The 18495-nt window shown below is 57.7% G+C and carries 16 protein-coding genes; 9 read left to right on the top strand and 7 right to left on the bottom strand.

Annotated elements, in window-relative coordinates; translation table 11 throughout:
• Window positions 1–416 precede the first annotated feature (416 nt).
• Genes ABIB18_RS17260 through ABIB18_RS17250 form a run of 3 tightly spaced genes read left to right on the top strand, consistent with a single transcriptional unit; the run spans window position 417 to window position 2255 of the window.
• On the top strand, window positions 417–1031 hold the full coding sequence (locus ABIB18_RS17260) for a methylthioribulose 1-phosphate dehydratase (RefSeq protein ID WP_069727900.1): 615 nt from the start codon (window positions 417–419) through the stop codon (window positions 1029–1031).
• On the top strand, window positions 1028–1711 hold the full coding sequence (mtnC, locus tag ABIB18_RS17255; protein ID WP_031374976.1) for an acireductone synthase: 684 nt from the start codon (window positions 1028–1030) through the stop codon (window positions 1709–1711). The genes ABIB18_RS17260 and mtnC overlap by 4 nt, the downstream gene beginning before the upstream one ends.
• Window position 1712: 1 nt before the next feature.
• The gene (locus tag ABIB18_RS17250) at window positions 1713–2255 is read left to right on the top strand and encodes a 1,2-dihydroxy-3-keto-5-methylthiopentene dioxygenase (protein WP_046288502.1); all 543 of its coding nucleotides are present in this window, start codon (window positions 1713–1715) and stop codon (window positions 2253–2255) included.
• A 53-nt stretch (window positions 2256–2308) separates the two neighbouring features.
• On the opposite strand, the gene mtnA is transcribed toward ABIB18_RS17250, so the two are convergent.
• Window positions 2309–3331 (bottom strand): S-methyl-5-thioribose-1-phosphate isomerase, encoded by a 1023-nt coding sequence (gene mtnA / locus ABIB18_RS17245; RefSeq protein WP_354474946.1) that lies wholly within the window; start codon window positions 3329–3331, stop codon window positions 2309–2311.
• Window positions 3332–3453: 122 nt separating this feature from the next.
• Between mtnA and mtnK the strand changes: the two genes are divergently transcribed.
• Window positions 3454–4653: an S-methyl-5-thioribose kinase gene (gene mtnK, locus ABIB18_RS17240; RefSeq protein WP_279809588.1), complete on the top strand. Its 1200-nt coding sequence runs from the start codon at window positions 3454–3456 to the stop codon at window positions 4651–4653.
• A 191-nt stretch (window positions 4654–4844) separates the two neighbouring features.
• On the opposite strand, the gene fadE is transcribed toward mtnK, so the two are convergent.
• Window positions 4845–7298 carry an acyl-CoA dehydrogenase FadE gene (gene fadE, locus ABIB18_RS17235; RefSeq protein WP_316552009.1) on the bottom strand — a complete coding sequence of 818 codons (2454 nt, stop codon included), beginning with the start codon at window positions 7296–7298 and terminating at the stop codon, window positions 4845–4847.
• Window positions 7299–7550: 252 nt separating this feature from the next.
• Between fadE and lpcA the strand changes: the two genes are divergently transcribed.
• Together lpcA and ABIB18_RS17225 are read left to right on the top strand one after the other, a co-directional pair.
• On the top strand, window positions 7551–8129 hold the full coding sequence (gene lpcA / locus ABIB18_RS17230) for a D-sedoheptulose 7-phosphate isomerase (RefSeq protein ID WP_031374980.1): 579 nt from the start codon (window positions 7551–7553) through the stop codon (window positions 8127–8129).
• Window positions 8130–8179: 50 nt separating this feature from the next.
• Window positions 8180–8947: a class II glutamine amidotransferase gene (locus ABIB18_RS17225; protein ID WP_031374981.1), complete on the top strand. Its 768-nt coding sequence runs from the start codon at window positions 8180–8182 to the stop codon at window positions 8945–8947.
• Here the strand turns inward: ABIB18_RS17225 and dpaA are convergent.
• Window positions 8918–9658: a peptidoglycan meso-diaminopimelic acid protein amidase gene (gene dpaA / locus ABIB18_RS17220; RefSeq protein ID WP_031374982.1), complete on the bottom strand. Its 741-nt coding sequence runs from the start codon at window positions 9656–9658 to the stop codon at window positions 8918–8920. The genes ABIB18_RS17225 and dpaA overlap by 30 nt on opposite strands.
• Window positions 9659–9903: 245 nt before the next feature.
• On the opposite strand from dpaA, the gene dinB reads away from it, so the two are divergent.
• Window positions 9904–10959, top strand: coding sequence for a DNA polymerase IV (gene dinB, locus ABIB18_RS17215; protein ID WP_046288501.1), 1056 nt, complete (start codon window positions 9904–9906; stop codon window positions 10957–10959).
• 61 nt (window positions 10960–11020) lie between these two features.
• Here dinB and ABIB18_RS17210 read toward each other — a convergent pair whose 3' ends face one another.
• The 4 genes from ABIB18_RS17210 to pepD all read right to left on the bottom strand — a co-directional run bounded on the left by ABIB18_RS17210 (window position 11021) and on the right by pepD (window position 16334).
• Window positions 11021–12088, bottom strand: coding sequence for a sugar ABC transporter substrate-binding protein (locus tag ABIB18_RS17210; protein WP_354474942.1), 1068 nt, complete (start codon window positions 12086–12088; stop codon window positions 11021–11023).
• Window positions 12089–12113: 25 nt separating this feature from the next.
• Complete coding sequence (locus tag ABIB18_RS17205; protein ID WP_031374984.1) at window positions 12114–13115, bottom strand: ABC transporter permease; 1002 nt, start codon at window positions 13113–13115, stop codon at window positions 12114–12116.
• A complete protein-coding gene (locus tag ABIB18_RS17200) occupies window positions 13112–14617 on the bottom strand; it encodes a sugar ABC transporter ATP-binding protein (RefSeq protein ID WP_031374985.1) in 1506 nt (501 codons plus the stop codon). The genes ABIB18_RS17205 and ABIB18_RS17200 overlap by 4 nt, the downstream gene beginning before the upstream one ends.
• Window positions 14618–14876: 259 nt before the next feature.
• The gene (gene pepD / locus ABIB18_RS17195) at window positions 14877–16334 is read right to left on the bottom strand and encodes a beta-Ala-His dipeptidase (RefSeq protein ID WP_031374986.1); all 1458 of its coding nucleotides are present in this window, start codon (window positions 16332–16334) and stop codon (window positions 14877–14879) included.
• Window positions 16335–16587: 253 nt separating this feature from the next.
• Between pepD and gpt the strand changes: the two genes are divergently transcribed.
• Together gpt and frsA are read left to right on the top strand one after the other, a co-directional pair.
• On the top strand, window positions 16588–17046 hold the full coding sequence (gpt, locus tag ABIB18_RS17190; protein WP_031374987.1) for a xanthine phosphoribosyltransferase: 459 nt from the start codon (window positions 16588–16590) through the stop codon (window positions 17044–17046).
• A gap of 117 nt (window positions 17047–17163) precedes the next feature.
• Entirely contained in the window at window positions 17164–18411 is a 1248-nt protein-coding gene (gene frsA, locus ABIB18_RS17185; protein ID WP_046288500.1) for an esterase FrsA, read from the top strand.
• The last annotated feature ends 84 nt before the right edge of the window (window positions 18412–18495 follow it).

Genomic DNA, 18495 nt, shown 5'->3' with positions numbered 1-18495 from the left:
GGTGCGGATCATTTAGCATTTACAATGCGTCATGCTCTGCACCTCAGCGGCGTTGGTTGCGTTTGCTTACCCCGGTCACTGACTGATGTCAGCTCACGGGGATGCGCGCACTTGCCGCCTTGCTGAGGTGCGGATCATTTAGCATTTACAATGCGTCATGCTCTGCACCTCAGCGGCGTTGGTTGCGTTTGCTTACCCCGGTCACTGACTGATGTCAGCTCCCGGGGATAAGCGCTCTTACCGCCTTGCTGACACACGGATCATTTGGCAGGGATTATGAGCTTTGCTGATACAGGAATCATTGAAAAGACATCGTGAGCTTTGCCGGCAAAGTAGCAAACTTAACCTGTTGTATTTTTAGGGCCGTTACCGTTATCTGAGTTACCAGCCATCACATTCCACTGCAAGGAAACCCTATGTCGGATATTCACCCGTTAGATCAGCTGGTCGCCGCCTGTCACTGGATTGGTGCGAAGGGCTGGGCACCCGCGACCGGCGGTAATATGTCTGTGCGTCAGGATGCGCAGATCTGTCTGCTGAGCGAATCCGGTAAAGATAAAGGCACGCTGACGCGTGATGACTTTATCCAGGTCGATATTGCCACCAGCCAGGCGCTCTCCGGCCGCAAGCCGTCGGCGGAAACCGGCCTGCACACGCTGATCTATCGGCTCTTTCCTGAGGCGGGCGCGGTGCTGCACACCCATACCGTGAATGCGACGGTGTTATCGCGGGTCGAGCAGGGCGCGGCGCTGCTGCTGCACGGTTATGAGATGCAGAAAACGCTCACCGGTCAGCATAATCATCTGGATACCGTCGCCATCCCGGTGTTCGATAACAGCCAGGACATTGCGGCGCTGGCGTCGGAAATTGAAGATTACGCCGCCCGGTTTCCGCTGCGCTATGGCTTCCTGCTGCGCGGTCACGGCTTAACCTGCTGGGGCCGCGATGTCAGCGAAGCGCGTCGCCAGCTGGAAGGGCTGGAGTTTTTATTTGAATGTGAACGTCAACGTCGCCTGCTGGAGAACGCATGATCCGCGCCATTGTTACCGATATTGAAGGCACCACCAGTGATATCCGCTTTGTCCATAACATCCTGTTTCCTTACGCGCGCCAGCATCTGGCGACGTTCCTGCGTGACCAGCAGCATCAGCCAGAGGTGCAGGCTGCACTTGAGGCGGTGCGGGCTGAGGTCGATCAGCCGCAGGCCGATCTGCCGACCCTGACGCAGATCCTGTTCAGCTTTATGGATCAGGATCGTAAATCTACCGGACTGAAAGCGCTGCAGGGGATGATCTGGCGTGATGGCTATCTCAACGGCAGTTTCACCGGCCATCTTTATCCCGATGTGCTCCCGGCCCTGACCGCCTGGCAGGCGCAGGGTCGTAAACTCTATGTATATTCCTCAGGCTCGGTTGCGGCGCAGAAATTGTTATTTGGCTATAGCGACGAAGGTGATATTACTGGCTTATTCAGCGGCTACTTCGATACGCACGTCGGCGCTAAACGTGAAGTCGCGGCGTATCACACCATTGCCGCACAGATTGGCCTGCCAGCGGAGCAACTGCTGTTCCTGTCGGATATTCATCAGGAGCTGGATGCGGCTGCCCAGGCTGGCTGGCATACCCTGCAGCTGATACGTGGTGAGGCGGATGGCGCAAGTTGCCACCGTCAGGTCACTGATTTTTCTGAGATTAACCTGGAGTCGATTTAGAATGAGTGCACTGACTATTTTTACCGACAGCGAAGCCAGCCAGCCGATATGGCACAGCACCGACCCGCAGGCGATCGCTGAGCGGCTGAATACTAAAGGCGTCCGCTTTGAACGCTGGGAAGCCGATCGCGATTTGGGGGAAAACCCGGACGCAGCAGCGGTTATCACCGCCTATCAGCATGCGATTGACCGGCTGGTGGCGGAGAAGGGCTATCAGAGCTGGGACGTGATCAGCATGCGGGCGGACAATCCGCAGAAAACGGTGCTGCGCGAAAAGTTTCTTTCCGAACACACCCACGGCGAAGATGAAGTGCGTTTCTTTGTTGAGGGCGCGGGTTTGTTCTGCCTGCATCTGGATGGCGAGATCCTGCAGATCCTGTGCGAAAAGAACGATCTGATCTCGGTGCCTGCCGGTACGCCACACTGGTTTGATATGGGATCGTCGCCGCATTTCACCGCGATTCGGATTTTTGATAATCAGGAAGGGTGGATCGCTAACTTTACCGGTGACAGGATTGCCGACGCCTATCCACGACTGGCGTAATCGGCTGAGCCGCTTCGGCCACCGCGCAGAACAGTGCGCGATGGCCGTCTGACTCACTGGGGCTGGAAAATTCCCGCCGCTACCTGCTCCGGTGTTACCACGCCGGTATCCAGAACCCAACCGCTAATCAGGGCGGCTGGCGTCACATCAAACGCCGGGTTGTAGACGTTCGCCGCTTCAGGTGCCCACTGCACGCTGCCAAAACTGCCGGCCACGCCGGTCACTTCACTGGCAGCGCGCTGCTCGATCGGAATCGCCGCACCGTTCGGGCAGCTGCGATCCAGCGTGGTGTGCGGCGCGGCCACATAAAACGGGATCTGATGATAGTGTGCCAGTACCGCCAGGCTGTAGGTGCCGATCTTATTGGCGACGTCGCCGTTGGCGGCAATCCGGTCAGCGCCGACCCACACTGCATCCATCTGTTTGCTGGCCATCAGGCTGGCGGCCATGCTGTCGGTAATCAGGGTATAAGGAACCGCCCGTTCGCCCAGCTCCCAGGCCGTTAGCCGGCCGCCCTGCAACAGCGGACGGGTTTCATCGACCCAGACGTTGTTAACCCGGCCCTGCTGATGAGCGAGGATGATTACCCCCAGCGCGGTGCCGACGCCCGCCGTTGCCAGCCCGCCGGTGTTACAGTGGGTCAGCAGCTGGCTGTTGGGTTTTACCAGCGCGCTGCCTGCGGTGGCAATCGCCTCGCACAGCTGTTTATCTTCTTCGACCAGTCGCCAGGCTTCCTCGGCCAGCGCGGTAGCGAACGCCGGTTGCGCCAGCGCCTGTTTCATCCGATCAAGGTTATTCATCAGATTGACGGCGGTAGGGCGGGCAGCACGCAGGATCGCCAGCGACTCAGCCAGTTGCCTCTGCGTCTGTCCCTGTTCTGCCAGCAACGCCAGCAATAACGAGGCGGAAAGGCCAATCAGTGGCGCACCGCGCACCCGCAGCGCGTGAATATGCTCAACCAGCTGCGCCACACTGTGCGCTGGTAGCCAGTTTTTTTGCTGCGGCAGCGCCTGCTGATCGAGGATCCAGAGCTGATTGTCACGAACCTGTAAGCTGGTGGTTTGGAGAGTCTGCATGGTGGGTGAAATCCCTGTTGCGTTAATGTCAGATATTGTGCCAACATGCTCGACGGATGTATAGACGTCTGAACGGCTTTTACACCGGGTTTATTCAGCCTTCGAATGATGAGGAACAGGCAATGTCGCAATACCGTACCTTCACCGCTGCTGATGCGGTGGACTATGCCCGACAATTCGGCGGTCTGGATAATCCTTCCGCCCTGAGCCGTGCCGAGGAAATTGGTGACGGCAATCTTAACCTGGTGTTCAAAATTTATGACGATCAGGGCAACAGCCGGGTGGTGGTCAAGCAGGCGTTGCCTTATGTGCGCTGCGTCGGCGAGTCATGGCCTCTGACGCTGGATCGGGCGCGGCTTGAAGCGCAGACCCTGGTCGAGCACTACAAATATTGCCCACAGCACACGGTGCAGATTACCCATTACGATGCGGATCTGGCGGTGATGGTGATGGAAGATCTCTCCAGCCACCGTATCTGGCGTAGCGAGCTGGTAAAGGGCGTTTACTATCCTGACGCGCCACGGCAGCTGGGCGAATATCTGGCACAGACGCTGTTTAACACCTCCGACTTCGTGCTGCATCCGCATCAGAAGAAAGCGGAAGTGGCGCGCTTCATTAATCCGGAAATGTGCGAGATCACCGAAGATCTGTTCTTTAACGATCCCTACACCGATCATCCGCGTAACAGCTATCCGGCGGCGCTGGAGCCGTTAGTGGCCAGCCTGCGTCACGATGATGCGCTGCGTATTGCGGTAGCTGGTCTCAAGCACCGCTTCTTTGCCCATGCCGAAGCCTTGCTGCATGGCGATATCCACAGCGGATCGATTTTTGTCGCGGACGGTAGCCTGAAAGCGATTGATGCTGAATTTGGCTATTTCGGGCCGATGGGCTTTGATATCGGCACCGCGCTCGGCAATCTGCTGATCAACTATTGCGGCCTGCCCGGTCTGCTGCCGCCGCGTGAAGCCGCCGATGCCCGTGAGCAACGCCTGAGCGATGTGCATAGCGTCTGGACAACCTTCTCCAGCCGTTTCCAGGCGCTGGCGGCGGAGAAAACCGCTGACGTGGCGCTGGCTTATCCCGGCTATGTCGATGCCTTCCTGCGCAAAGTATGGGCGGATACCATCGGCTACTGCGGTACCGAACTGATTCGCCGCACGGTGGGAATGTCACATGTGGCGGATATGAAGCTGATCGCCGATCCGGCGATGCGTACCGACTGCATCCGTAACGCGATTAACCTGGGACGCACGCTGATACTGGCGGCCGATCATGTAGAAGATGTGGATGCGCTGATTGCCCGCATCCGTCAGGCAGGATAAAAAAAGGCCGACGTGATGTCGGCCTTTAGATAAAACAAGAATCTTGCTGGCGATGAGGGGGATGCCAGTGCAGGAAACACGCTCAGATTAAACGCTAAAGCCATTGATGGCGTTGTTGCGTCTTTACGGAGGGCATACGCTCCCTGAGCCTGCGCTCAATTAACGGGCCGACATCACATCGGCCCGCCGCCTTATGCCGCCTCGCTGGCACGTGCCGAAGCGGATTGAGGTTTCTTCTCTGGCACCGGTACCGCCAGTGCATCCGCTTCAAACTCATCCACATTGATAGAACGCAGGCGGCTGGTTTCTGCGCGGCGCAATACCTCGGCTTCTTTATCGTCAATCCAGCCCTGCTCCAGCGCCCGTTTTGCCAGCTCATCCAGCCGGGTAAAGGAGAGGTGCTGCTTGCTCTGTTTGCTCAGTCTGTCGTGAATCACTTCCGCAGCCATTACATCCTGCAACGCCTGTTCCAGCTGACCGGCCGGATTGTTATCAACCGGTGCCAGATACTGTCCGCGTCCCAGACGTGTGCGGGTGGCAGACGGCAGTTGCAGCATTTTTGCCAGCTGATGATCAAGACGATCGGACGGTGCCGGGCAGTGATGACCACCGGCGAAAATCACCAGGCGTAACGCACCCGCCACCAGCCGGTTAGGGAAGTTGCGCAGCAGGTCATCGATAGCCACTTCCGCCTGATGCAGCGCATCCTGAACGCCCCAATGCACCAGCGGCAGATCGGCTTCGTTACGGCCTTCATCGTCGTAGCGCTTCAGCGTGGCAGAGGCCAGATAAAGCTGGCTCAGGACATCACCCAGTCGCGCCGAGATGCGTTCACGACGTTTCAGGCTACCGCCCAGCACCGCCATTGAGACATCTGACAGCAACGCGAGGTTGGCGCTGATGCGGTTGAGATGCTGATAATAACGACGCGTCGCATCACGGGTCGGGGTGGCGCTGGTGCGTCCGCCGGTCAGGCCGAGCCACAGACTGCGCACCTGATTACTGCCGACGTGGCCGATATGGCTGAACAGCGCCCGATCAAAAGCGTCAACGTCGTTACTGGCCGCGGCCGCCATCTCCTGCAGAACATAAGGATGGCAACGAATTGCCCCCTGGCCGAAGATGATCATGCTGCGGGTTAAGATGTTCGCCCCTTCAACGGTAATCGCGATCGGTGCACCCTGATAGGCGCGCGCCAGGAAGTTGCTGTTACCGAGCATAATGCCTTTACCGCCGGCAATATCCATCGCGTCGATGATCGCCCGCTGACCGCGATGGGTGCAGTGATATTTCACAATCGCCGACAGTACCGCCGGTTTTTCACCCTGCATAATACCGGCGGTGATCAGCGTTGCTGCCGCATCCATCACGTAAGCATTACCGGCAATGCGTGCCAGTGGCTCTTCAATCCCTTCCATTTTACCGATCGACAGTCTGAACTGACGGCGGATATGGGCATAGGCACCAATTGCCAGCGCCACGCTTTTCAGGCTGCCGGTCGAGTTGGACGGCAGGGTAATGCCGCGACCCACTGACAGACATTCAACCAGCATACGCCAGCCCTGTCCGGCCATTTCCGGTCCGCCGATGATGTAATCGATCGGCACGAAAATATCCTTACCACGGGTCGGACCGTTCTGGAACGGCACGTTAAGCGGGAAGTGACGGTGACCGATTTCCACGCCGGGGGTGTTGGTCGGGATCAACGCGCAGGTAATGCCCGGATGGGTGTTATCGCTGAGCAGATGATCGGGATCGGACAGTTTAAACGCCAGCCCCAGCACGGTCGCGATAGGCGCCAGCGTGATGTAGCGTTTGTTCCAGGTCAGGCGCATACCCAGCACCTGCTGACCCTGCCATTCACCCATACACACTACGCCGGTATCGGGAATCGCACCGGCATCTGAGCCGGCTTCCGGGCTGGTCAGGGCGAAGCAGGGGATTTCATCGCCACGCGCCAGACGCGGTAAATAGTGATTTTTCTGTTCATCAGTGCCGTAGTGCTGCAGCAGTTCGCCCGGACCGAGCGAGTTCGGTACGCCGACGGTAATCGCCAGGATGCCCGATACGCCAGCCAGTTTCTGCAACACGCGAGCCTGGGCATAAGCGGAAAACTCCAGCCCGCCATACTCTTTTTTGATGATCATCGCGAAGAAGCGATGCTGTTTCAGATAAGCCCACAGTTCCGGCGGCAGATCGGCCATTTCATGAGTAATCTGGAAATCATTCGCCAGCCGGCACGCTTCTTCAACCGGACCCTCCAGGAAGGCCTGCTCATCCGGTGTCAGGTGCGGCTGAGGATAGTTATGCAGCTTCTGCCAGTCCGGTTTGCCCTGAAACAGATCGCCTTCCCACCAGGTGGTACCGGCATCGATCGCTTCTTTCTCGGTGCGTGACATTGGCGGCATCACCTGCTGAAAACGCTGCAGCATCGGTTTTGAAAACAGATTACGGCGCAGCGACGGCAGGTTAAACGGCAACAGAATAATAGCCAGTGGCAGCAGCAGCCACGGCGTCCAGAGGTGTGCGGCCGCCATCGCCGCGGTCCACAGCAGCAGAATCAGGCTGCTCAGCCGCAACGACAGGCGGTGGTAGAACAGGGCGCCAATCAGCACCACCGTGGCAAGTATCGAAACAACCATCATAATGAACCGCTCCGTAAGTAGTAAGAGGTCTGACCTGTTGAGTAGAGGTTTAGAGCAGTTGGCTCTTTTTATCAATTCGTTTACATCGCAATTACAACCTGACTCACAAAATCAATTTTCCGACCCGTTTCGCTGGCGGCTGTGCAGAGATAATGCCAGCGGCGATCGGGCCGGAATGGCGTGATGCTTTGCGCCGCCCAGGCATTCCGTTAAACTTGCTGCGATTAACCTCTGCTAAAAAAGGACCTCCCTATGTACCAGGACATCATCCGCTCTGAGCTCAACGAAGCCGCCGATACGCTGAATAAATTCCTCAGCGATGACGCGAATATCCATGCGATCCAGCGTGCTGCGGTGCTGCTGGCTGACAGTTTCAAGGCGGGCGGCAAGGTGCTCTCCTGCGGCAACGGTGGGTCGCACTGCGACGCGATGCATTTCGCCGAAGAGCTGACCGGTCGCTATCGTGAAAATCGTCCTGGCTATCCGGCGATTGCGATTTCAGACGTCAGCCATCTCTCCTGCGTCAGTAACGACTTTGGCTACGATTACGTCTTTTCGCGTTATGTTGAAGCGGTAGGCCGTCCGGGCGATGTGCTGCTGGGGCTCTCCACCTCCGGCAACTCGGCCAACATCATTAAGGCGATTGAGGCGGCGCGGGCGCAGGGGATGAAAGTGATCACCCTGACCGGCAAAGATGGCGGTAAGATGGCGGGCAGTGCTGACATTGAAATCCGGGTGCCGCACTTTGGTTATGCCGATCGCATTCAGGAGATCCACATTAAAGTGATCCATATTCTGATGCTGCTGATCGAAAAAGAGATGGTGAAGTAACACTCTGGCCTCTCGCCTGGCGGGAGGCGTCTTACTCTAAGGTGGTGGCTATGTGCGAATTGCTCGGGATGAGCGCCAATGTTCCCACGGATATCTGTTTCAGCTTTACCGGCCTGGTGCAGCGTGGTGGCGGAACCGGCCCACATAAAGATGGCTGGGGCATTACCTTTTACGAAGATAAAGGCTGTCGTACCTTTAAGGATCCTCTGCCGAGCTTCAATTCGCCGATAGCGCGGCTGGTGCAGGAGTACCCGATCAAATCGCATTCGGTGGTGGCGCACATCCGCCAGGCGAATCGCGGGCAGGTCTCGCTGGAAAACACCCATCCGTTTACCCGCGAACTGTGGGGCCGTAACTGGACCTACGCCCATAACGGGCAGCTAAAGGGCTACCGTCAGCTGGAGACCGGGACCTTTCGTCCGGTCGGGGAGACCGACAGCGAAAAGGCGTTCTGCTGGATTTTACATCAGCTGGCGACGCGTTATCCCCGCACGCCGGGTAACTGGCCAGCGGTGTTTCGCTTCATCGGTGAACTGGCGGGCAGCCTGCGGCAGAAAGGGGTGTTTAACATGCTGCTGTCGGACGGGCGTTATCTGATGGCCTTCTGCTCCACCAACCTGTTCTGGATCACCCGACGCGCGCCGTTTGGCCGCGCACAGCTGCTCGATCAGGATGTAGAGGTTGATTTTCAGCAGCACACCACGCCGCATGACGTGGTGACGGTGATTGCGACGCAGCCGCTGACGGCCAATGAAACCTGGCAGCGGATTGTGCCAGGTGAGTGGGCGTTATTCTGCCTTGGAGAGCGCCAGGAATGAGCGTGAAGCAGCTTCGGGATTGGTCACTACCGGGCTGCTGTTCATCACATACTTACCGCTGGCGACGTTAACCGTTGGTGGCTGGTGATACTTCGCAAAATAAGCGTAACCCGGCTGCAACTGCTGCCAGAAACTGGCGTAGGTAGAGTAACGGTGACGCTGCATATTGCTGTCGGTCATGCGGAATGGATAGATACTGATGCTGATATCCTGCTGACCGTTACGCAGCGCCGCATTGACATAAGTAAAGATCTCATCCATATAGGCGTTCGTCATGGCATAGCAGCCAATCGACTTACAGTCGCCATGAATCATCAGGTAGTTACCGCTGTAGCCCTGATTGCGATCGTACTGGTTCGGAAAGCCGATATTGATCGCGCGATAAAACCGGCTATCCGGTTTCAGCTGGTTCAGCCTGACGTTATAAAATCCTTCCGGGCTTTTGAAATCGCCTTCACGACGTTTCGGGCCGAGACCACCAGAAAAATTACAGATGCGATAGGTATCCAGCAGGCGGTATTCGTTACCAATTTTGCCGTACAGTTCGAGGGTACGCTCTTCCTTGAAAATCTGAATATAAACCGGCGTGCCGAGTAACTGTTTCTTTAATTCTTTACTGACCGGTGCCGCTTGCTGAGCGGGTTCTGGGGTCATTGCCATGCTGAGGGCTGGCAGTAAAATCATCGCAAACAGGAGTGCGATTTTGCCCATGCTGTGTGTACCTTGAGGTGAAGAGAACAATGACGCGAATCGTGCGTCTCTGCTTGCATTATCGGAACTATCCGCTACCGCAGCGCAACATTAAACATTGTCTGTTTTTTTAGCAAGACAGCGCGCCAGAAATTCGCGATTTCCTGAACAGAATACGGCCAGAAATTTGTAAACTTTAATGCCGGCCGCGACAAATATTGCAGTTACCTTCGCCAACTGTATACTTATCCAGTGCTGGAGGGGGTATGCGTAAAATCATTCATGTCGATATGGACTGCTTCTATGCTGCGGTGGAGATGCGCGATAATCCCCTGTTGCGTGACATCCCGATTGCCATCGGCGGCAGCCGCGAACGTCGCGGTGTCATCAGTACCGCTAACTACCCGGCGCGCAAATATGGCGTGCGCAGCGCCATGCCGACCGGGATGGCGCTCAAGTTATGTCCCCATCTGCGGCTGCTGCCAGGCCGCTTTGATGCCTACAAAGAAGCCTCGGCGCAGATTCGCGAGATCTTCACCCGCTACACACCGCTGATTGAACCGCTGTCGCTGGATGAAGCCTATCTGGATGTGACAGACAGCCCGCACTGCCACGGCTCTGCCACCCTGATCGCCCAGGATATCCGCGCGACTATCCTGCGTGAAACTCAGCTGACCGCCTCGGCCGGCATCGCACCGATTAAATTTCTGGCGAAAATCGCCTCCGACATGAATAAGCCGGACGGACAGTTTGTCATCACGCCGGCGGAGATGTCCGGTTTTTTACTGACGCTGCCGCTGGCGAAGATCCCGGGCGTGGGCAAGGTGTCGGCAAAAAAGCTGGAGGAGATGGGCCTGGTGACCTGCGGAGATGTGCAGAAGGCGGATTTAGCCCAGTTGCTGAAGCGCTTTGGTAAGTTTGGCCGGGTGCTGTGGGAGCGCAGCAACGGCATTGACGAGCGTGGCGTGGTGGTTGAGCGGGAACGTAAATCACTCGGGGTTGAGCGTACGCTGGCCGAGGACATTAACGACTGGGACGCCTGCCTGGAGATCATCGATTTTCTCTATGCCGAGCTGGATCGCCGGCTGAGCCAGATTCGGCCCGATAAGCAGGTGGCGCGGCAGGGCGTGAAACTGAAGTTCAGCGACTTTCAGCAGACCACCCAGGAACACATCTGGCCGGTGCTGAATAAAGAGGACATGATCGCGATTGCCAAAAAAACCTGGGATGAGCGTCGGGTCGGGCGGGGCGTCAGGCTGGTGGGGCTGCACGTCACCCTGCTCGATCCCCAGCTGGAACGACAGCTGTTACTGGGGTTGTAGCGCGGTCTGGCGATAAGTGCGCGTCAGCCTGGCGTGCCTGCCAGTGCTGACGCGCCGTCACTTACTTGTGATTTTTCGCTGCCAGAGTGGCGAACCACGGCGCGACGAAATCGTCATTACCACCCCAGCCTGGGACGATTTTATTCAGCGAGGCAACGTTTACCGCGCCGGGCTGGCTGTTGAGCTGCTGCTGAGAGATCGACGCAGCCTTAAACTGATAGGTGGCTGGCGTCGCTTCACCGGCAATCTTTTTCGCTACCAGACGCATGTTTACCGCGCCAATGGTTTTCGGGTCCACCGCCACGGTCTGAACCCACGGGCTGTTCTTCTCACGCATCAGCTGCAAATCCTGGTTCGAGACATCGATGCTGTAGAGCTTGATCTCGGTACGCCCGTTCTCCTGCAGCGCTTTATAGGCGCCCTGGCTGAAGGCGTCCCACGCGCCCCAGATGGCGTCAATCTTGCCTTTCGGGTATTTCGCCAGAATGGCCCCAATCTTGTTTGCGGTATCACCCTGTACATCGGTAGAGACGGCGCCAATCGACTCCAGCTGATGAATGCCAGGATTCTCCTTCAGCAGTTTCTCGTACACCACCTGACGGCGTTCCATTGGCGGGAAGCCCGCCACCCACAATTTGACGATGTTGGCTTTGCCGTTGAAATCGCTGATTAACTGACCCAGCGACAGCTGCGCCAGCGATGCGTCATCCTGCGCCGTCACGGTCACGCCCTCAATCGGGTTATCAACCGGGGTATCAAACACCGACAGCTTAATACCGGCGTCGGCGATGCGTTTGACCAGACCGCTGGCGTAGGGCGCTTTACCGTGCGACAGCACGATGCCGTCATACTTCTGGCTGATCGCCTGGTTAACGAAATCCTGGAAACGCGCGTCGTCGCCGTTACTGAGGAAAGTGCTGACCTTAAAGCCGAGCTGACGGCCCTGCTGAATCGCACCTGCGACAAACTGGGTGGTGTTATCGTCAGAACCGAGGTTACGGATCACCGCGATGCGGATCGGGCCGTTGTGACTGGCGATAGCCTCGGGCACCGGGGTAACGGTCTCCGCGAAAGCGGCGCTGGCGTTCAGCAGGCTCAGGGCCAGCAGCGAGAGCGTTATTTTTTGCATTATTATCAACTCCGGTCAGTGCGCCTCAGCGGCGCTGGATATAGGTGATTGCCAGTGCCAAAGCCAGCACCAGCCCTTTAATAATGTCCATGGCGTAATAGGGGACGGAGAGCATCACCAGGCCGTTCTGCAATACCCCGAGGATCACCGCGCCGACCAGCGTGCCGAGCGCATTCGGTTTGCCCGATCCCGCCAGCGAGAAGCCAATCCAAGCCGCCGCCACCGCATCCATCAGGTAGCCGCCACCGGCGTTAACCTGTGATGAACCAATACGTGAGGCCAGCAGAATGCCGCCCAGTCCGGCCAGCAGCGAGGCGATCACATAGGCCAGCACGCGATAGCGGGTAGTGCGGATACCGGAGAGTCGCGCCGCTTCGGGATTGCCGCCGAGGGCATACATCCGGCGGCCATGTTTGGTCAGCGACAGCGCCAGCTGGGCCACGACCGTTACCACCAGCATAATGATCACGATGGCTGGCACCTGACCCAGCAGGCCAAACGCCGCCGGGATAGTGCCTTCCGCCATATCGCCGCTCGGCAACACCATGTTTTCCGTGATCGAGCCGCCAAAGCTGTAGGTCATCGCCACACCCTGAATCACAAACAGCGTGGCCAGCGTGGCCAGCATGTCGGGGATCCGCAGGATGACAATCAGAAAGGCGTTAAACAGTCCGACCAGGCTGCAGAGCGCCAGGGTAATCAGGATTGCTTCGGTGGTGTCGAGGCCGTGCCAGACAAACAGCGAAATCACCAGCGCGTTGGCCAGCGAAGCGGTCGAGCCGACCGAAAGATCGAAGCCGCCGACAGTCAGTGAGATCGATACGCCGACCGCGATGACCGTAACAATCGCAATCGATCGCAAAATATTGATGATGTTGTTGGGTTCGAGAAAACTGTCTGAGGCCAGGCCAAAGGCGGCGATCAGGATCACCACCGTCAGTAACATGCCCCATTTATAGAGGAAGTCGAACAGTTGATGACGCCATGAAGATGATGGCAGATTCAGGCTGGTTTCTTTGCTGCTCACGCAGGGGTTCCTCCGGTGGAATAAAGCAAAAGCGTCTCTTCAGTGACATCGCGCGCGGCCAGTTCAGCCACAATGCGTCCATCCCAGAGCACACAAATCCGGTCGCATAAGCCGACCAGTTCAGAAAATTCACCTGACGCGTAGATAATGCCTTTGCCTTCGCGCGCCAGACCGTCGATCAGAGTGAACAGTTCGGTTTTGGCTTTGATATCGACGCCTTTGGTCGGCTCATCGAAAATCAGCACGTCGGCGTTGTTACGCAGCCATTTGCCAATCGCCACTTTTTGCTGATTCCCCCCGGAGAGGCGGCGCAGTGGTTGGGCCGGACCGGTAGTCCGCACCTGAAGTCGCTGAATGATGGCCTCTGCCCAGCGCCACGCCTGGCGATGGCCGAACAGGCTCCAGCGCGAGAAACTGTCGTCCGCGCTGACGCTCAGATTCATCGCCACCGACTCATCAATAAAGATGCCCTCTTTACGCCGCTCCTCCGGCACCAGCGCCATGCGCCGGCTGACCGAATCGTGCGGGGAGCGCGGCTGCCACGGCTGGCCGTGCAGCTCTCCCCGACTGACGCGGCTTTTACTGGCACCAAACAGCGCTTTGCACAGTTCGGTCTTTCCGGCACCGGCCAGTCCGGCGATGCCGAGAATTTCGCCCTGATGCAGCCGCAGCGAGATATCCTGCAGCAGGTGTTCATCATGCAGTCCGTCGACCGCCAGTAGTAGCGGCTGCGGCTGTGGTTCACGCCGGGCGGGATAGATGTCGGTGAGCTGATGCCCAAGCATTTTTTCCACAATCTGCTCACCGCTTAGCGCAGCCATCGGGCCGCTTTCAATCAGCCGGCCATCGCGCAGCACCGTCAGGCGATCGCAAATCGCTTTCAGTTCGTGAATCCGGTGAGAGATAAATATCACGCCGATACCGCTGGCCTGCAGGCGACGCACCACGGTGAATAGCCGCTCGCTCTCATGCTGGTCGAGCGGGGCGGTGGGTTCATCCAGAATCAGAAAGCGGCAATGATGCGACAGCGCACGCGCCAGCAGGATCTGTTGCTTTTCAGCGAGGGTGCAGCGCTCGACCAGCCGATTGACGTCCAGCGTCACCTCGAGCTGCGCCAGTAAGGCTTGCGCCTGACGACGTATCTCACCCCAGCGGTAGCGGTGGCCTGGTTCCGCCAGCCGATCCAGCAGTATGTTTTCCGCCACGCTGAGCTGTGGCACCAGCGCCACATCAACTTCCTGCTGAACCAGATGAATCCCCAACTGCTTTGCGTCGCGCGGGCTGCGGAGGGTGACCGGAACGCCATCCAGCAGGATCTCGCCGCTGTAGTGACTGTGGGCGCCGGACAGCACCGCCATCAGGGTCGATTTTCCTGCGCCATTCGCGCCGGTCAGCGCGTGAACAGAGTGGCCTTCACTGACGAAATCTACCGATGAGAGTGCGGCAAATCCGCCAAAAGCGATGGAGATGTTACGCATCTCGAGGCGGTTTAACGCAGCCATGTCACCATTCTCCTGAAGAATCACTGGCCGCATTTTTTCCTGAAGCTTCAGGCGCGGCAACGACCGAAAGCGCATAAGCTAGCACGAAACGGTATTAGCCATCCAGACATCTGGACATAACGGCGGCTAAAACCAGCGAAGCGTGAAAGCGTGGCGTATTCAGGCGGGGAAGGGCGTTCGGGGTGGTGAATTATGCTGTTGCGGCACGGCGGGCATAAAAAAACCAGGCCGAAGCCTGGTTAAACTTTTTGCGGTGAGATTACTTTTCTGGCACCACATTCAGCAAGGTGGTCAGCAATTTCCAGTAAAGGCCGACGCTTTCAATGTGTACCTGCTCATCCGGTGAGTGCGGACCGGTAATGGTCGGACCGATCGACACCATATCCATCTGTGGATACGGTTTTTTGAACAGACCGCACTCCAGACCGGCGTGAATCACCTGAATGTTTGGCGTTTTGTCGAACAGCGCGATATAGGTCTGACGGGTCAGCGCCATGATCGGCGAGTCCGCGTCTGGCTGCCAGCCTGGGTAGCCGCCTTTCGCTTTGGTCTGCGCGCCTGCCAGCTGGCCAAGCGAGGTCAGCATCTGCACCACATAATCGCGTCCGGTGTCGATCAGTGAACGGATCAGGCAGTTGATTTCTGCTTTATCCGCTTCCATCGTCACCACGCCGATATTCAGTGACGTTTCGACCACGCCTTTGGCGACGTCTGAGTTACGGATTACGCCGTTCGGCGTGCTGTTCAGCAGATTAAGGAAGCGATCGCGGCTGTCGGCGGTTAATGCTTCACCCTGATGCGCCAGCGGTTCGGTGACCAGCGCGATGTTCGGCTCTTTAATGCCGTGCTCGTTCTGGATGGCGGTCAGGAAATGCGCCGCAGCAGATTTCAGCGCATCGGCCTGGTGGCTGTCGACTGCAACGGTTGCAAAGGCTTCACGCGGAATGGCGTTACGCAGCGTACCGCCGCTGAACGCCAGCAGACGCAGATCCAGTTCGGCAGCGTGCGCCGCCAGGAAACGCGCCAGCAGCTTGTTGGCGTTGCCGAGGCCCATATGAATGTCGGCACCAGAGTGGCCACCGCGCAGCCCTTTCAGCGTCAGCTTCAGGGTTTCAAAGCTGGCAGGCACCGCTTCACGGGTCAGTGGCAGGGTGGTAACGAAGTCGATACCTCCCGCGCATCCCATGTAGATCTCACCTTCTTCTTCCGAGTCGGTGTTGATCAGGATTTCGGCCTGCAGCCAGTTGGGTTGCAGACCAAAAGCGCCATCCATGCCGGTTTCTTCGGTCATGGTCAGCAGCACTTCCAGCGGGCCGTGGGTCAGGCTGCTGTCAGCCAGTACCGCCAGCGCCGATGCCATACCGATGCCGTTGTCAGCCCCCAGCGTGGTGCCGCGCGCTTTGACCCATTCGCCGTCAATCCACGGCTGAATCGGATCTTTGGTGAAGTCGTGTACGGTATCGTTATTCTTCTGCGGCACCATATCGAGGTGGGCCTGCAGCGCGACCGGCTTGCGGTTTTCCATCCCGGCAGTGGCGGGTTTACGAATCAGGATATTGCCGACCTGATCGCGCTCACACCAGAAGCCTTGCTCTTTGGCCCAGCCGACGATGTAACTCGCCAGCGCTTCTTCATGAAAAGAGGGATGAGGAATGGAGCAAATCTTAGCGAAAATATCCCACAGTGGCTGTGGAGAGAGTTGAGACAATTCAGACACGACAAGTCTCCTGTGTCAGTGCGCCGGACCAGCCGGACATCGCGAGTTTCCAGTGAAAGATCGCCGCCAGAGAATCTGGCGAGATGGCCTGAGAATATCACTGTTTTTCCCCGGGTGCGCACTCAGACGCGCTAAAAAGCCGCAACCGACGCGCGGGTGCTGGTTTTTAGCGCGTCAACTCCTTATAATCTCGCGCAACCTTTTCCCCGTTGCACATTTTTAAGCCACCGCGGTTGGCTGGGATTCCTATTCTATGAGCGAAAAATACGTCGTTACCTGGGACATGCTACAGATTCATGCCCGTAAACTGGCTCAGCGCCTGCTTCCTGTTGAACAGTGGAAAGGCATTATCGCGGTCAGCCGCGGCGGTCTGGTACCGGCTTCGCTGCTGGCGCGTGAACTGGGGATTCGCTATGTCGATACCGTTTGCATCTCCAGCTACGATCACGATCATCAGCGCGAAATGAAAGTGCTGAAGCGCGCCGAAGGTGATGGCGAAGGCTTCATCGTCATTGACGACCTGGTGGATACCGGCGGAACAGCGCAGGCGATCCGCGAGATGTACCCGAAAGCCCGCTTCTGCACCATTTTTGCCAAACCAGCTGGCCGCCAGCTGGTCGATGATTACATCGTCGACATTCCGCAGAACACCTGGATTGAGCAGCCGTGGGACATGGGCGTGGTCTACATCCCGCCGATTGTTAAAAACTGATTAATCTTCCCTAAACAACGCCCGGTTTTCCGGGCGTTGTGCTTTCTGCACCTCGCACCCTGATTTGGCGTACAGTACACTAAGCTATCGCCGTTTTATGCCGCAGGAGAAGTGAGTATGTCGAGCAAAAATCTCAGCGAAGAGTTGTTCAAACCACGCTTTAAACATCCTGAAACCTCTTCTTTAGTGCGTCGCCAGCATCACGCGACCCCGGACGTGCACTCCGCCCTTGATGGCGACAGCCAGCGCGGCTGGTATCGCATGCTGAATAAGCTGATGTGGACCTGGCGCGGTCTGACGCCGCAGGAGATCAGCGAAGTGCTGGCGCGCATCGCCATCAGCGACGTTGAGCATACCGACGAGACGCTGCTGGACACCGTGATCGGTTTTCGCGGCGGCAACTGGAATTTCGAATGGTGCCGCCAGGCGGGCTTCTGGCAGCAGAAAGCGCTGGAGTGCAGCGACGACAGCGAAGCGGGCGAGTACTGGCTGCATGCTGCCCATCTCTATAGCGTGGCTGCCTATCCCTATATCAAAGGCGATGAGCTGGCCGACCAGGCCCAGACGCTGGCTAACCGTGCCTACGAAGAGGCGACGCAGCGGCTGCCGGGTGAGCTGAAGCCGCTGACTTTCGCCATCAGCGGCGGCAGTCCGGTGAGCGGTTTCCTGCATATGCCGTCAGGCGTCGATGCCCCTTATCCGACCGTCCTGTTTTGTGGCGCACTCGACTCGCTACAAAGCGATCATTACCGGCTGTTCCATGACTATCTTGCGCCGCGCGGCATTGCGATGCTGACCATTGATGTACCGTCGGTTGGCAACTCGGTGAAGTGGACGCTGAATCAGGACACCAGCTTTTTACATCAGCAGGTGCTGCGTCAGCTGGAAACGGTGCCGTGGATCGATCACACCCGCGTGGCGGCGTTTGGCTATCGCTTTGGTGCCAACGTGGCGGTACGGCTGGCTTACCTTGAGTCGTCACGGCTGCGGGCGGTCGCCTGTCTCGGCCCGATTGTGCATGCGCTGCTGACCCAGACTGCGCTGCAGGATGAGATCCCGGATATGTACATGGATATGCTGGCAAGCCGGCTCGGCATGGCCTCCTCGTCTGACAGCGCGTTACGTACCGAGCTCAACCGCTATTCGCTGAAAACCCAGGGGCTGCTGGGCCGGCGTACCCCGACGCCGATGCTGTCAGGCTACTGGCAGAACGATCTGTTCAGCCCGGAAGAGGAGAGCAAACTGATCGCCAACTCCTCGGCGGAGGGCAAAGCGCTGCTGATTCCGGTGAAGCCGATGATGGCCAGTTTTGATCGGGCGCTAAATGAAATTTGCGACTGGCTGGAGAAGCGTTTAAAAAGGTAACTGGCAAAATTTACAGTATTTGCTACAACTACTACCTGAATTATTGCGGGCTGCTGCAGCGCGCTTCGCTGACCCCTGGCGATT

This window comes from Pantoea sp. UYEF8 (genome assembly GCF_040546285.1).
In the GTDB taxonomy this organism is placed as follows: Bacteria; Pseudomonadota; Gammaproteobacteria; order Enterobacterales; family Enterobacteriaceae; genus Pantoea; species Pantoea brenneri.
The sequence above is the reverse complement of the archived record's forward strand: the minus strand, read 5'-3'. Positions and strand labels throughout refer to the sequence as shown.